General features: G+C 70.4%; 14 protein-coding genes. 7 read left to right on the top strand and 7 right to left on the bottom strand.

Annotated elements, in window-relative coordinates:
• Positions 1-46: 46 nt before the first annotated feature.
• The gene (locus OG844_RS28220; RefSeq protein ID WP_406394050.1) at positions 47-607 is read right to left on the bottom strand and encodes an NAD(P)H-dependent oxidoreductase; all 561 of its coding nucleotides are present in this window, start codon (positions 605-607) and stop codon (positions 47-49) included.
• 113 nt (positions 608-720) lie between these two features.
• Here OG844_RS28220 and OG844_RS28215 point away from each other — a divergent pair, with 113 nt between their 5' ends.
• Positions 721-1386 carry a TetR/AcrR family transcriptional regulator gene (locus OG844_RS28215; RefSeq protein WP_406394049.1) on the top strand — a complete coding sequence of 222 codons (666 nt, stop codon included), beginning with the start codon at positions 721-723 and terminating at the stop codon, positions 1384-1386.
• On the opposite strand, the gene OG844_RS28210 is transcribed toward OG844_RS28215, so the two are convergent.
• The gene (locus OG844_RS28210; protein WP_406394048.1) at positions 1383-2591 is read right to left on the bottom strand and encodes a damage-control phosphatase ARMT1 family protein; all 1209 of its coding nucleotides are present in this window, start codon (positions 2589-2591) and stop codon (positions 1383-1385) included. The two genes, OG844_RS28215 and OG844_RS28210, sit on opposite strands and share 4 nt — an antisense overlap.
• A 225-nt stretch (positions 2592-2816) precedes the next feature.
• Here OG844_RS28210 and OG844_RS28205 point away from each other — a divergent pair, with 225 nt between their 5' ends.
• The 3 genes from OG844_RS28205 (at position 2817) to OG844_RS28195 (ending at position 6390) form a co-directional block, all read left to right on the top strand.
• On the top strand, positions 2817-3155 hold the full coding sequence (locus OG844_RS28205) for a hypothetical protein (RefSeq protein WP_406394047.1): 339 nt from the start codon (positions 2817-2819) through the stop codon (positions 3153-3155).
• A gap of 136 nt (positions 3156-3291) precedes the next feature.
• Entirely contained in the window at positions 3292-5208 is a 1917-nt protein-coding gene (gene htpG / locus OG844_RS28200) for a molecular chaperone HtpG (RefSeq protein ID WP_406394045.1), read from the top strand.
• Between the two features lie 387 nt (positions 5209-5595).
• Complete coding sequence (locus tag OG844_RS28195; RefSeq protein WP_406394043.1) at positions 5596-6390, top strand: SGNH/GDSL hydrolase family protein; 795 nt, start codon at positions 5596-5598, stop codon at positions 6388-6390.
• Between the two features lie 89 nt (positions 6391-6479).
• On the opposite strand, the gene OG844_RS28190 is transcribed toward OG844_RS28195, so the two are convergent.
• Positions 6480-7943, bottom strand: a complete 1464-nt coding sequence (locus tag OG844_RS28190; protein ID WP_406394041.1) for an MFS transporter — start codon at positions 7941-7943, stop codon at positions 6480-6482.
• 46 nt (positions 7944-7989) lie between these two features.
• On the opposite strand from OG844_RS28190, the gene OG844_RS28185 reads away from it, so the two are divergent.
• The gene (locus OG844_RS28185; protein WP_406394039.1) at positions 7990-8553 is read left to right on the top strand and encodes a winged helix-turn-helix transcriptional regulator; all 564 of its coding nucleotides are present in this window, start codon (positions 7990-7992) and stop codon (positions 8551-8553) included.
• 38 nt (positions 8554-8591) lie between these two features.
• Here the strand turns inward: OG844_RS28185 and OG844_RS28180 are convergent, their stop codons facing one another.
• Both OG844_RS28180 and OG844_RS28175 read right to left on the bottom strand, forming a co-directional pair.
• Positions 8592-9050 carry a nuclear transport factor 2 family protein gene (locus OG844_RS28180; RefSeq protein WP_406394038.1) on the bottom strand — a complete coding sequence of 153 codons (459 nt, stop codon included), beginning with the start codon at positions 9048-9050 and terminating at the stop codon, positions 8592-8594.
• Between the two features lie 51 nt (positions 9051-9101).
• A complete protein-coding gene (locus tag OG844_RS28175; RefSeq protein WP_406394036.1) occupies positions 9102-9938 on the bottom strand; it encodes a class I SAM-dependent methyltransferase in 837 nt (278 codons plus the stop codon).
• A gap of 90 nt (positions 9939-10028) precedes the next feature.
• Between OG844_RS28175 and OG844_RS28170 the strand changes: the two genes are divergently transcribed.
• Entirely contained in the window at positions 10029-11843 is a 1815-nt protein-coding gene (locus tag OG844_RS28170; RefSeq protein ID WP_406394035.1) for a S9 family peptidase, read from the top strand.
• A 166-nt stretch (positions 11844-12009) separates the two neighbouring features.
• On the top strand, positions 12010-12789 hold the full coding sequence (locus tag OG844_RS28165) for an SURF1 family protein (RefSeq protein WP_406394033.1): 780 nt from the start codon (positions 12010-12012) through the stop codon (positions 12787-12789).
• Positions 12790-12876: 87 nt separating this feature from the next.
• Here OG844_RS28165 and OG844_RS28160 read toward each other — a convergent pair whose 3' ends face one another.
• On the bottom strand, positions 12877-14229 hold the full coding sequence (locus OG844_RS28160) for a hypothetical protein (protein ID WP_406394032.1): 1353 nt from the start codon (positions 14227-14229) through the stop codon (positions 12877-12879).
• On the bottom strand, positions 14226-14801 hold the full coding sequence (locus OG844_RS28155; protein ID WP_329215230.1) for a SigE family RNA polymerase sigma factor: 576 nt from the start codon (positions 14799-14801) through the stop codon (positions 14226-14228). The genes OG844_RS28160 and OG844_RS28155 overlap by 4 nt, the downstream gene beginning before the upstream one ends.
• Positions 14802-14946 lie beyond the last annotated feature (145 nt).

Genomic DNA, 14946 nt, shown 5'->3' with positions numbered 1-14946 from the left:
GCGGCGGCGCGGCATCCTCGGCGTGCCGCCGTCGGGGTGAGCTGCGTCAGGCAGCCGCGGCGGCAGTCTGCTCGGTCACCTGGCGGATGACCTCGGTCAGCGAGGTGACGACCTCGGCGTCGTCGGCCGGGTGGATCTCGGCGAAGCGGGTCACGGAGCCGGGGATGGACAGCTTGGCGTCCTCGAGGACGGCGCCGCCCGCGATGCCGACTGCCTTGCGGGCCTCGTCCTGGGCCCAGACGCCGCCGAACTGGCCGAAGGCGGTACCGACCACGGCGGCCGGCTTACCGGTCAGGGCGCCCGCACCGTACGGGCGCGACAGCCAGTCGATCGCGTTCTTCAGGACGGCCGGCATGGTGCCGTTGTACTCCGGCGAGAACAGCAGGAAGGCGTCGGCCCGGCCGGCTGCCTCACGCAGTCGGGCGGCGGCGGCGGGGACGCTGCCCTCGACGTCGATGTCCTCGTTGTAGAAGGGCACCTCGGCGAGGCCCTCGAACAGCTCGATGTCGGTGCCCGTGGGCGCGTGCTTGACGGCGGCCTCGGCGAGCTGGCGGTTGTGGGAGCCGGCGCGGAGGCTGCCGACGAGGGCGAGGATGCGTACAGACATGGGGAACTCCTGGGAGACGGAGACTGCGAGGCAAACGGACCACGGTCCGTTTAAAGTTGTACCACCTAAACGGGCCGCGGTCCACTTCTTCTTCCCGGCGTTACGCTGAAGACATGACCGGTCCCGTCCCTCCGCCCTCCAGGCCGTCCCAACCCGACGAGGAGCGGACACATCTCCCGCTCGCGCCGGCCGGTGAGCCGCCGGAGCAGCTGCGGGCGGACGCGGCGCGCAACCGCACGCGTCTGCTGGACGCCGCCTCCCGCCTGCTGACCGGGTGCGGCGCGGCGAACCTCACCATGGAATCGGTGGCCAATGCCGCGGGCGTGGGCAAGGGCACCGTCTTCCGGCGCTTCGGCGACCGCACCGGACTCCTCCTCGCGCTCCTCGACCATCGCGAGGGGCTGCTCCAGGCCGCCTTCCTCTCAGGACCGCCGCCCATGGGCCCGGGCGCCCCCGCAGCGGAGCGGCTGCATGCCTTCGGCCCCGCCGTCATGCGCCACGAACGAGGTCACCATGAGCTGATCCTGGCCTCCCGCACCGATCCGCTGCGCGCCTACGCCGTCCCGGCCAACCGTCTGCGTCTGAGCCACATCACCATGCTGCTTCGCCAGTCGGACGTGGTCGGCAACCCGGAGCTCCTCGCACACACCCTGCTGGGATCGGTCGACACCGCCCTCGTCCACTACCTGACCCGCGAACGCGGCATCACGCTCGACCAGTTGGAGCAGGCCTGGCACGACCTGGTCGACCGCCTCGTGGAGACACCGCAGCAGCCCTAGGAGCCTCCCTCGCCGCGTGCCTGGATCAGGGCGTGCGTACCGCTGGTGCGCCAGGCCCCGCCCGATGCGTCGAGCGCACTCAGCGTCCGCGGCTCCAGCCCGACGACGACGTCGGACTTCAACGTGCGCAGTGCGGCCACGGGCCCGGGGAAGTACGCCGTACGCTCCGCGAAGGGCGTCCTCGGGTCCCACAGCCGGTCACCCACGAGGCGCCGGTAGTTGAGGTCGCCCTTCAGGATCGTGAGCGCTCCGGCCCCCCATTCCTTCCGCAGGTCCTCGGGCGTCTCCTCGTACGGCAGTGGCGCGCAGAAGAACGCATGGGCGCGCACCTCCAGGCGCCCCTCCCCCATCGCCTCCCAGAGACGTCGGCCGATCCCGCCCGCAGCACCGGGTGCCCGGACGATGCGGCGCAGGGAATCGACGACGTCGGTGGTCGTCGCGTCGGAGACGTAGTACGGGCCGGGCTTCACGTGCAGCACGGCACGCTCCGCACGACCTTGCGTCAGCAGGTGGTCGATCAGGATCAGGTCCGGGATCAGCTCCCGGCCGGCATTGTCCGCCACTACGGAGACAGTCGCCGGAGCGCCCACGGGGAGGAGCGCCCACAGCAGGGCGCTGTCATCGGCCACCAGCCCGGGGTCCGCGTCTCCCAGCGGTTCGTCCGCCGCCACCCGGAAGCCGAGATCGGCGCGGTTGCCCCAGAGCGAGGCGTGCAGCAGAGCCGTCGCCCGCTCGTCGGCCGGGGCGTCGGCGAGCCGGTCCAGGGAGCGGAGTTCGTCGTCGACCGTGCTGCCGTTCAGTTCCGCCAGCTTGAAGGGAGCGAAGGGGTCGATGCCCTGCCACGGCCCTTCGTCGAAGTACTCGATGGCCGCGAGGAGTCTGCGGTAGAAGTAGCTCTCGGCCCAGAGGAACGGGGCGTCGAACCACGGCTGCCCGAAGTGCTCACGCCCCCAGTCCTGCCAGATTCCGTGGTCCGGTGCCGCGGCGTCGAGCGGCTCCACGACGCCGTGCGTGATCTCGTCCAGCAGCGCGTCGAGCGCTCGGTGCTGCCGGGGACCGTACGGAAACGCCTCGCGCACCTGCTGGATCAGCGCCGGATGGCGGTCGGCCAGCACCCTCCGGGCGAACGAACCGGGCTCGTTGCCGAGGATCACCGGTGCGCCGGTGTCTCCTGCCGTCTCTGAAACCACTCGCGCATCGCCCATGCGCCCCAGTCTGCCGGGTCACGGGGCCGGACCTGTACGAGGCAGGGCGCGGCTGCTGGGTCCTCGGCGCCCGCGCCGACCAGGAGCACTACGCACTGTTCAGCACCCACGGCATCGTCCGCCAGGCCATCCGGATCGAGGCGATCACCCCGGCCGGGCCCGCCCGCCGGGCCATCGAGGGCACTGGCCTCAAGGCGGGGGAAGACCCTGTGTACGACGGACCCTGTGTACGACGCCTTCGTCGGGAAACCGTCCCCCGTCGAGGGGGCTCGCAACCCCATCACGTACTTCGCCCTGATCGGCACGGTCTACGAGTTCATCAACTGGTTCGACGAGGCCCACGGCGGGCCCTTCGACGAGCACGTCCACGTCGCGGCTTCGGGCGACACGGTGGCACCTCGAGGAGGACTGCCCCGGCATCAAGGCCGGACGGAGGACGGCCGGCATCGACCACAAGGTCGGGACGACCGGCCGCGCCCGAGCGGCAGCACGCGACAAGAGCCCGTGCGGCAACTGCGCCACCGGCCCGTGAGCCCCATCGCCCCCTGTGCGTACGCTGCTTGACGGAACGGGCCGGGCGCCTCAACCCCCGGGCCCTGACCCACCGAACGCATCCGGGATGCGGCACATGGGCACCGCGGGGGCTGGCTACGATATGTCTCGGCTCAGATGACTTACCCCAGAAAGGGAACCCGCACCCATGCCGGCCGAGACATTCGAGTTCCAGGTAGAAGCGCGTCAGCTCCTGCAGATGATGATCCATTCGATCTACTCGAACAAGGACGTCTTTCTGCGGGAGCTCATCTCCAATTCCTCGGACGCACTCGACAAACTGCGCCTTGGAACTCTCCGTGACGACACACTCAAGGCGGACTCCTCCGACCTCCATATCGCCGTCGAGGCAGATAAGGAGCAGCGCACACTGACCGTGCGCGACAACGGAATCGGAATGTCGCACGACGAGGTCGTGCAGCTGATCGGAACGATCGCGAACTCCGGGACGGCGAAATTCCTGCAGGAGTTGAAGGAGGCCAAGGACTCCGCAACGTCCGAGGAACTCATCGGGCAGTTCGGTGTCGGTTTCTATTCGAGTTTCATGGTGGCCGACGAGGTCACGCTCCTCACCCGGCGCGCGGGTGAGAGCCAGGGCACGCGCTGGACGTCCAGCGGTGAGGGCACGTACACCGTCGAGTCCGTCGACGACGCCCCGCAGGGCACCGCGGTCACTCTGCGGCTCAAGCCCGAGGACACCGAGGACCAGCTCTTCGACTACACGTCGCCCTGGAAGCTCAGGGAGATCGTCAAGCGGTACTCGGACTTCATCACCTGGCCCATCCGCATGGCCGCCGCGACGGCGGGCGAGGACGGAGCAGCGCCCGAGATCGAGACGGTCAACTCGATGAAGGCGCTGTGGGCACGGTCGAAGAACTCCGTGACCGATGAAGAGTACAGCGAGCTGTACAAGCACATCAGTCACGACTGGACCGACCCGCTCGAGACCATCCGCATGCAGGCGGAGGGCACTTTCGAATATCAGGCACTGCTCTTCCTGCCGTCCCACGCACCGCAGGACCTGTTCATGCAGGGGCACAAGCGCGGGGTTCAGCTCTACGTCAAGCGCGTGTTCATCATGGACGACTGCGAAGCGCTCATGCCGACGTACCTCCGCTTCGTGAAGGGCGTCGTCGACGCGCAGGACCTGTCGCTCAACGTGTCGCGTGAAATCCTTCAGCAGGACCGCCAGATCGAGCTGATGCGCCGCCGGCTGGTCAAGAAGGTGCTCTCGACGGTGAAGGACATGATGTCCGCCGCCCCGGAGAAGTACGGGACGCTCTGGAAGGAATTCGGCCGGGTTCTCAAGGAGGGCCTGCTCCAGGACTTCGAGAACCAGGACACGATCCTGGAGATCTCCTCGTTCGCCTCGACCCAGGACGAGGAGGGACTGACCACGCTGCGCTCGTACGTGGAGCGCATGAAGGAGGGTCAGGAGCAGATCTTCTACATGACGGGCGAATCACGCGCGGCCATGGAGAGCTCGCCCCACATGGAGGCCTTCCGCGCCAAGGGCTTCGAGGTCCTCCTCCTGACGGATCCGGTCGACGAGGTCTGGGTCCAGTCCGTGCCCGCGTTCGACGGCAAGCAGTTGCAGTCGATCGCGAAGGGCGAGGTCGACCTCGACACCGACGAGGAGAAGAAGCAGGTCGAGGCCGAGCGCGAGAAGCAGCAGCAGGACTACGCCGGTCTGCTGACCTGGATGACCGAGCAGCTGGGCGAGAACGTGAAGGAGGTCCGGCTCTCCTCGCGGCTCACCGTCTCACCGGCCTGCATCGTCTCGGACACGCACGATGCCACCCCGGCCCTGGAGAACATGTACCGCGCCATGGGCCAGGAGGTTCCGCACATCAAGCGGATCCTCGAGCTCAATCCCTCCCACCCGCTGATCAGCGGGCTGAAGAAGGCGCACGCCGAACAGGGCGACGGCGCGGAGGCCGGTACGGAGCTGGCCGAGGCGGCCGAGCTCGTCCACGGGCTCGCCCTCCTGTCGGACGGTGGCGAACTGAGCGATCCCTCGCGCTTCAGCAGGCTGATGGCGGACCGACTGGAACGCACGCTGTAGACAGACCCGCACACCACACGAACCGCGGCCGCCAGGTGCTCCTGGCGGCCGCGGTCGTGTTCGGGGTGTGAGGGCAGTCGCGGTCGGGGCGTGACAGCAGTTGTGAAGGCGGGTTCGCACGGCACACGGGCTCCGGGCGGGCGCGGACCGCACGTCTCGTGGTGACGCAGAGGAGTCACGGGAGTGGCGCAGATGATCCACAACTTCACCTATCTGAGGGCCCGTTGAAGGTTTATCTACGCGCGGAGCATCGACTCCCGAACGATCATTCGGGCATATCAGACGACTTCCTGCAGCGCCATTACCGGCGGGTACCGGGAGCTGCTACAAACGTGCTCGCCCCACGAACTCCCCACCCATCCCCCACACTTCGAAGGGCTGGCAGTCATGTCAGTACGCACCTTCTGGGCCTCCGCATCCACCCTCGCCATCGCCGCCGTGGCCGCACTCGGCATGGCACAGCCCGCGTCCGCCGCCGGCGACAACTACGTAGCTCTCGGTGACTCCTACTCCTCAGGTGTCGGTGCCGGGAACTACACCTCGGAAAGCGGTGGCTGCATGCGCAGCACCAAGGCCTACCCGTCCCTCTGGGCGGCCGCGAACGCTCCGTCGTCGTTCAAGTTCGTCGCCTGCTCGGGTGCGACGACGGGCTCTGTCTCCAGCGGTCAGCTGAGCGCGCTGAGTTCATCGACCACGCTGGTCAGTGTCACGGCCGGCGGCAACGACGTCGGGTTCGCGGATGTGATGCAGACCTGTGTGCTGCAGAGCGAGGCAACGTGTGTGAGCCGCGTGAACACGGCGGTCTCGCAGATGGAGAACTCGCTGCCTGCGAGCCTCAACTCGCTCTACGGAAACATCCGTTCAAGGGCACCGCAGGCGCAGGTGGTCGTGCTCGGCTACCCGCGCTTCTACAAGCTCTCGGGCAGCTGCATCGCCGGGCTCACCGAGACCGAGCGCGGGGCGATCAACAACGCGTCCAACGTCCTGAACGGAGTGCTCGCCAAACGGGCGGCGGACGCCGGGTTCACCTTCTCCAGTGTGGTGGACGAGTTCACGGGCCACGAGCTCTGCTCGGGTGACGCCTGGATCCACAGCGTGTCGATTCCGATCTCCAACTCCTACCACCCCAAGGCGATCGGGCAGTCGAACGGGTATCTGCCCGCCTTCCGCTCTGTCGCGTAACGCGCGTAGAGACACCTCACGCAGGCGGCGGCACCACCGGGTTCGTCCGTTCCGGTGGTGCCGCCGCCTGCTGTCGGGTGAGGAGGAGCTCAGGCGCGGCGCGCTTCCCGCGCGGGGCGGGGCAGCGTCAGCGCCACGGCGGCTGCGAGTACGGCGGTGGCGACCGCCACCCACCAGCCCTGGCGGAACCCGGCCAGGGCCGCTTCGGAGGCGGCGGGGGTGCCGAGCAGGGTGACCATCAGGGCCACACCCAGGACGGCACCGGTCTGGCGGGCCATGGTGGTGACGGCCGAGCCGGTGGCGAAGCGGGTGGGCGGCAGGGCTGCGGCTGCGGCGCCGACCAGGGTGGGGAGCGCGAAGCCGACCCCGATGCCGGTGATCAGCACGCCGGGGAGGAAACCGGTTGCGTACCGGGGGTCGGTGGAGAGCGCCGTGGCCCACCAGGCCAGTCCCGCCCCGAACAACAGGCAGCCGAAAGCGGCCGTCCGGCCGGTGCCCAGGCGGCGCACGACGGGTCCTGACGTGACGGCGAGCAGCGGAACGACCAGGGGCCCGGGGGCGATCGCCAGGCCCGTGCGGATCGCCGAGTACCCCCACACCTGCTGACACCAGAGCACCGAGGTGAGCAGCATCGCCGCGAAGGCGACCGTGAAGAGCAGGGCCGTGAGCGTGGCGGCGGCGAAGGCGGGGGTACGCAGCAGGGGAAGTTCGATCACGGGAGCCGCGTGCCGGGCGGAGCGCAGCAGAAATGCCGCGGTGAGGACGACCGTCGCGAGGAGTGCGACGACGACGCCGGGCGAACTCCAGCCCCAGGCATTCGCCTTGACCAGTCCGAGCGCCAGGGCGCCGATCGCGAGGGTGAGGAGCACGGCGCCCGCGAGGTCCGGGAGACGGCCCTCACGGTCCGGGCGGGTGTCGGGCAGCAGCCTGGCTCCGGCGACCAGACCGACCACACCGACCGGCACGTTGACCAGGAACACCCAGCGCCAGTCGGCCTCGACGAGCAGCCCGCCGACGACCGGGCCGAGGCCGGCGGCTATCCCGCCGATCGCCGCCCAGCCGCGAATGGCCTGCGGGCGGCGCTCCGGCGGGGTGCCCACGAGAAGCAGGGCGAGCGACGTCGGCATCAGGGCCGCGGCACCGGCGGCCTGGAGAACCCGGGCAGCTACCAGCCAGCCGACGTCGGGCGCGAGGGCACAGAGCGCGGAAGCGACCGTGAAGACCGCCAGGCCCAGCAGAAAGCCACGGCGGTGGCCGTACCGGTCGGCCAGCCTGCCCGCGACGACGAGCAGGGCGGCGAAAACGATCGCGTACGCGTTGAGTACCCACGAGAGCGAGGAGAGCGAACTGCCTTCGAAGGAGTCGCCCAGCGCGGGGACCGCCACGTTGACGATGAACAGATCGAGGTTCACGACGAAGACTCCGGCCGAGACGATCCAGACGGAGCCGCGAGAAGCACGGGAGGCAGTGGGTGCGGGGGATGCGGGGGATGCGGGGTCCTGGTGCGCCGGGGGTTGCGGGGAAGCAGATGGGTTTGATTCTCCAACTGTCATGACGGCAAGCTAGCGCCAGTGAGTTTGAGATGGCAACCTAGTAGGGATGAGTGCCTCGGAAAGTCCTGCCGCCAACCACCCGGCCGACCCGGCTGCAGCCCGCCCGGCTGCGCCCCGCCCTGCCGCCGCGCCGCCCGGGCGGCCCTGTTCCGCCGCCGCCACACTCCAGGTGGTGGGTGAGAAATGGGCGCTGCTCGCGGTGCGCGAGATCTTCTTCGGCAACCACCGGTTCGAGGCGATCGCCCGCAACACCGGTGCGCCCCGCGACCGGCTCGCCGCCCGGCTGCGCACGCTGGAGGAGGCGGGGGTGATCGAGCGGCGGCCCTACAACGAGCGCCCGCCGCGCTACGAGTACCACCTGACGCCATCCGGCCGGGATCTCGCTCCGGTGATCCGGGCCCTGCTGGACTGGGGCGACCGCTGGGTCAACGAGGAGCCGCCGGTGGTCGTGGTCCACGATCCCCACACGGCGAACGCCGAGGAGTCCGCGCACGACCTCGATGCCGCATGGGTCTGCCGCATCTGTGGCGAGGAAGTCGCCATGAACACCCTCACCGTGGACGTCCGCGCCCCCGGCTGGGACCGGGCCGGGCCGGTCGCGGCGTCGTAAGCAGCCGCGGTTCGGCCGGCAGGAGGGGCGGGGGTGGTTCAGTACCGCTCGACGAGGTGCTCCCGGCCTGCCGGGGGCTCGTAGGATTCGGGCCAGAAGTCCGTGACCGCGGTGATCAGCCCCTGGGCGTCGAACGTGAAGAAGTGGATGGCGTGCATCCGGTCGGGACCATCCGTGACCAGCGTCCGGGCGGCGGCCTGCAGCCCCTCCCCGTCGGCCACGATCCGCTCGATCCGTACGTGCCAGTCCCCCGGATAGTCCCGGTTGAACGCGACGTACCGCTCCTTGCCGCGGATCCGCTCACGGCTCTGCGGCAGGTCGTAGACCACGTCGTCGGCGAGCGTCGCGGCGAAGGCGTCCCAGTTACGGGCGTCGGCCGCGGCCCAGTACGCCTCCACCGCGCGCCGCACCTCGGCCGTTCCGACAGCCCCGCCGGAGCCGCTTCCGACCCCGTCCGCCGCGCCCGTCCTGTCAGTCGTGCCAGCCGTGTCAGTCATGGGTACGAGTGTGGCCCCCGCCACTGACAATCGGCCGGAGGTCCGGCCCGGTCAGCCGCTGACCGGGCGCGATGCCTTGACCGAGTACATCATCGGGATGCGCGGACGGTCCGCCGCGAATCGGTAGTAGCCGTCCGCGTGCCGCTTCAACACCGGGAAGCGCGCGAAGAGTGAGGCATCGTGCTCGTGCAGGAAGTCGATCCGCAGCCCGGCCGCCGCCAGCGCCGTAACCACCTCGCCGACCGGGTGCTGCCATTCGACGCTGCGGTTGTGGACGGTCTCGGCGTCGAAGTCGGCGTAGGTGCCCGGCGTCTCGTCCACCCAGGGATCACGGCTGAAGTAGTCGTACGTGATCGCCGAGCCGGTCTCGTCGTCGAGGCTGTCGGTCAGCGGATGGAACTCCGCGAGGTAGAGAAATCCGCCCGGCGCGACCAGCGAGGCGGCGATCTCCGCCCAACGGTCCACGTCCGGCAGCCAGTTCAGCGCGCCGAGCCCGGTGTAGACGATGTCGTACGAGGAGTCGGGCACGGCCTGCGCCGCGTCGTACACGTCGGCGGCCACGAACGCCGCTCGCTCCGGCGCCAGCCCCAGCGAACGGGCCAGCCCGCGGGCCGTCTCGACGGCGGGTTCGGAGAAGTCGAGGCCGACGACGTGCGCGGCACCGTGGCGGGCCCAGGACAGGGTGTCGAGACCGATGTGGCACTGCAGATGCAGCAGCGTCCGGCCGGTGACATCTCCGACCTCGGCAAGCTCGAAGTCGCGCAGGGCGTCCTTGCCCGCACGGAAGGCATCGAGGTCGTAGAAGTCGCCGGCGGCGTGAATGGCCACGCGTTCGTCCCAGCGCGCACGGTTCGCTTCGTGCCAGTCGTCAGGCGTCGGTGCATACATGCCGGAAAAGTTACCCACAGGCTGGGGGTGCGTGCGAACAGTTATCCACAGGCTGCCGGGCTCCGCAGCCGAATCGGGTTGGATGGGGCCATGAGCGACACACAGAACGACGCGTCCGTACCTGAGTGGGAGCAGCGATTCCGCGCCGCCCGCGTGTCCCTGCCCGACTGGGCGGAGGACGCTCCCGACCGCTCGCTCTTCGTCTCCAACGCGACCGGCACGTACGAGCTGTACGCATGGGACCGGGCGACCGGGGAGCAGCGCCAGGTCACGGACCGGCCCAACGGGACGACCGACGGCGTGCTGACGCCGGACGGCGAGGCCGTCTGGTGGTTCGCCGACACCGACGGCGACGAGTTCGGCGTGTGGATGCGGCAGCCCTTCGGCGGCGGTGCGGACGAGCCGGCCGCGCCCGGTCTGGAGCCCTCCTACCCTGCCGGTCTCGCGATCGGACGGGACGGGACAGCGGTGGTCGGCCGGTCTACGGACGAGGACGGCACGACCGTTCACCTCGTGCGTCCGGGGTCCGAGCCTGCCGTCATCTACCGGCACCGGGAGTCCGCCGGAGTCGGAGACCTGTCGCACGACGGCAGCCTGATCGCCATCGAGCACACCGAGCACGGGGACGCGATGCACTCCGCACTGCGGGTCGTGCGGCCGGACGGTTCGACGGTCGCCGAGCTGGACGACACCGAGGGCGGCACGAAGGAGCTCGGCCTGTCGGTGCTGGGCTTCGCCCCCGTGGCAGGCGACCCCCGGCTGCTCGTCGGGCATCAGCGCCGTGGCCGCTGGGAGCCGATGATCTGGGATCCGGTGGCCGGGACGGAGACGGATCTGCCGGTCGATCTGCCCGGCGACGTGGGTGCCGAGTGGTATCCGGACGGGTCCGCGCTGCTGATCGAGCACGGCTTCGAGGCGCGCAGCGAGCTGTGGAGGTACGAGCCGGGCGCGAAGGGCCCGGTGCGCGTCGAGACCCCCGCCGGTACGGTGTCGGGCGCCACGGCCCGCCCCGACGGCACGGTGGAGTATCTGTGGTCGTCGGCCGCGCAGCCGCCCGTCGTACGGGCCACGACGGGCGCGGTCGTCCTCGATCCGCCCGGCGCGAAGGCTCCGGCCTCCGTGCCCGTGCGGGACGCCTGGGTGGACGGGCCCGGAGGCCGCATCCACGCCCTGGTGCAGACGCCCGCCACCGGTGACGGACCGTTCCCCACCATCTTCGAGATACACGGCGGGCCCACCTGGCACGACAGCGACGCGTTCGCGTCCGGTCCGGCCGCCTGGGTGGACCACGGTTTCGCCGTCGTGCGGGTCAACTACCGCGGGTCGACCGGTTACGGGCGCGCCTGGACGGACGCGCTCAAGCACCGGGTCGGGCTGATCGAGCTGGAGGACATCGCGGCGGTCCGGGACTGGGCGGTGAAGTCGGGGCTCGCGGACCCTGCGCGGCTGGTCCTCGCCGGCGGCTCGTGGGGCGGTTATCTGACGCTGCTCGGGCTCGGCACGCAGCCGGACTCCTGGGCGCTGGGGCTGGCGGCGGTCCCGGTCGCCGACTACGTCACCGCGTACCACGACGAGATGGAGGCCCTGAAGGCGATGGACCGCACGCTGCTGGGCGGGACACCGGAGGAGGTGCCGGAGCGGTTCGAGGCCTCGTCCCCACTGACGTACGTGGATGCCGTGCGTGCCCCGGTCTACATCTCGGCGGGGGTCAACGACCCGCGCTGCCCCATCCGTCAGGTGGAGAACTACGTGGACCGCCTCGCCGCGCGCGGCGCCGTCCACGAGGTGTACCGGTACGACGCGGGGCACGGCTCGCTCGTCGTGGAGGAGCGGATCAAGCAGGTCCGGCTGGAGCTCGATTTCGCGCTGAGGCATCTGGGGCAGGCCGCCGGAACGGACAGCTGAAGCGGACCGGGGAGACAGTCAACTCGGACAGTCAACTCGGACGCGCAGCTGAGACGGGCAGCCAGGGCGGGCAACTGAGAGGGGCAGCAGCCCCGCAGGGGTAGGACGCGAATAAATGGGGCACCCCGCTCCGGGTTCCCGGAGCGGGGAACCGTACCGTGGAGGGGTGTACCGGTTCCTGCTGACCCCGCGATGGTGGGGGATCAACCTCTTCGTCGTGCTGGCCATCCCTTTCTGCGTGTTCATGGGCACCTGGCAGCTCGGCCGCTTCGAGGACCGCGTGCAGTCGCACGAGGAGGCCGAGAAGCAGCCCGATCCGGGCACCCGGACCGCGAAGCCGCTCGCCGAGCTGCTCCCCGTGGACCAGGAGACCTCCGGCCGGCCCGCCGTCACGACCGGGACGTACGCCGACCAGTTCCTGGTCCCCGGGCGCAAGCTCGACGACCGTGACGGCTTCTACGTGCTGAATCTGCTGCGTACCGACAGCGGCAAGGCCCTCCCGGTCGTACGGGGCTGGCTGCCCGGCACCGCGGGTCGCGCGGACGTGCCCGCGGCTCCGGCCGGCGAGGTCACCGTGACCGGCGATCTGCAGGCCTCCGAGAACACCGGCAGCGACGGCGTGAGCACCAGCGGCGGGCTCCCCGAGGGCCAGCTCGGCATGATCAGCGCCGCGTCCCTGGTGAACCTCGTCCCGTACGACGTGTACGACGCCTGGGTGACCCTGCCCGAGCCCGAGGCGGGTGGATCGGGCGGTTCGATGAAGCCCGTGCCCGCCGTGGCCGCGCAGGGCAGCGGGCTCGACCTGAAGGCCTTCCAGAACCTCGGCTACACGGGCGAGTGGTTCGTCTTCGGCGGCTTCGTCCTGTTCATGTGGTTCAGGCTGGTGCGCCGCGAGGCGGAGGCCGCGCGCGACGTGGAGCTGGGACTCGCGGCCGACGCCGACTGAGAGTACGGGTGCAGGAGGTACGCGAGAGCCCGCCGGTTCCTGTCCGGCGGGCCTCTCGACGTACGTGCCGTCGTTCTGTCGTGCGGGCTACGAGGCGTTCAGTACGCCCGTGCGGTAGATCTTGCCCGCGCAGGCGTTTGAGATCGTGGTCTCCGCCGTCGGCGCTCCCACCTCCGGGGTGTGCGTCACCGCGACACTGCCGTCCGCCGGGCCCTCGTCCGCACTGCCGAACTGCGGTGCCATGTCCGCCGTCGTCCCCGCTCCGGCGGCACCACCGCCTCCGTCGCCCTCGGTGGGCGTCGGGCTGGGCGAGCCGCCGGTGGTCGGGCAGGCCTCCGTCGGCACCCAGGCGAACTGCACCTCGTACGCCATCGTCGGCTTCAGCAGCACCGTGCCCGGCTCCAGCGACGGATCGGGCAGCCCGGCCGCAGGGTCACCCGCGGCGTGCTGCACGACCTCGATCTTCTGCGGGTCGGCGGCACCCGCCGCCTGGAAGCCGACCGTGCCGTTGCTGGTCACGGAACAGCCCTCGTCGGACGCGTTGGCAATCCTGAAGGTGCCGTACACCTTGCCGTCCGCGTCCGCTTCGCCCGACTGGGCGGAGACGACGTGGAGCTGGCTGGGTTCGCAGGCCGGCAGGGCCGCCACGTCGGAACGCGGCAGGTCGTCGATGCCCGTCCCGCTTCCCTCGGTGTCCGAGCCCTCGTCCTGCGACGGCGCCGTGGAATTGCCGGCTTCGCCGTCGCTGCCCTCGATCTGCTGATCGGCGGGGTCGGCGTTCGGATCGCCGTCGGACCCGGCACCGGAATCGTCGCCGTTGCCGCCCTGGGTCTGCTGGCCGTGACCGGCGATCGCCGTATTGGCGCTGTTCGAGCCGTCCGAATTCGCCACATGGACGAATGCGGGCACCGCCGTACCGATCAGCAGCGCCGCAGCCGCCGCGCCCACCACGGCCTGACGCCGCTTGGCGCGCCTGGCGGGCACCGCACGGTGCAGATGGGCGAGCGCGCCGTCCGGGGGTTCGAGGCTCCGGACCGCGCCGTGGAGCATGCGGCGCAGCGCGACCTCGTCCAAGTCCGAACCGCCGCGGCTGCTCCCGAAGAGCTCGGTCAGCGTGCCACCCCCGCCGGACGCACCGGCATCGGCCGCGTCGGCCCTTTCGGCCCCGCCCGAGGCGCCGGCCCCGTCCGAGGCGGCCGCCCTACCGGACCCGCCGGTGGTATCGGCTGCGTCCGAGGCGTCAGCCCCGTCCTTCGTGTCGGTCCCGTCCTTCGTGTCGGTCCCGCCGGAGGCTGCCACGCCCTCGCCCGCGACCACGTTCTTTCCCTGCGCCCCCTGGCCGCTGTGCTCCGGCTCGGTGTTCGGGGTCTTCTCCGGCCCGTGGTTCACAATTCCGTTTCCAGTCCGGTCATCGTCGTGCCTGTGCTCGGGTCCGCTCATGCCTGCGCCTCCATCACGACGCGCAGTGCCGCAATTCCCCGGGAGCCGTACGCCTTCACCGAACCGAGCGATATACCCAGCGTCTCCGCGACCTGGGCCTCCGTCATGTCCGAGAAGTAGCGCAGCACCAGCACCTCGCGCTGGCGGCGCTGCAGCCCCTTCATCGCCTTGATCAGCGCATCGCGCTCCAGCTGGTCGTAAGCCCCCTCCTCGGCGCTCGCCATGTCCGGCATCGGCTTCGACAGCAGCTTCAGCCCGAGGATGCGGCGGCGCAGCGCGGACCGGGAGAGGTTGACCACCGTCTGCCGGAGGTACGCGAGCGTCTTCTCCGGATCGCGCACCCGGTTGCGCGCCGAGTGCACGCGGATGAACGCCTCCTGCACCACGTCCTCGCAGGACGCGGTGTCGTCCAGCAGGAGGGCCGCGAGGCCCAGCAGCGAACGGTAGTGAGCGCGATAGGTCTCGGTGAGATGGTCGACCGTGGTTCCTGCCGCCACGGTCTCGTCAGCGCCCTCGCGCTGCGAAGGCAGCGCGGTGGGTCGCGCAGCGGGCATGGGCGCAATCACCGGCATACCGCCGGCTGCGCGGGGCCGCCGGAGCGGGCGCATCGAAGCGCCGCGCAACGGGCCCACCACTGTGATGTCGAGAACCTCTGCCACGCCAGTTGGACACGCTTCCCCCCGTCAGGGTTGTACGCCAACGGCACCGCGTTCGATG

This window comes from Streptomyces sp. NBC_00887 (assembly GCF_045207585.1).
Note: the sequence above shows the minus strand (reverse complement) of the source record. Positions and strands in the feature narration are given on the sequence as shown.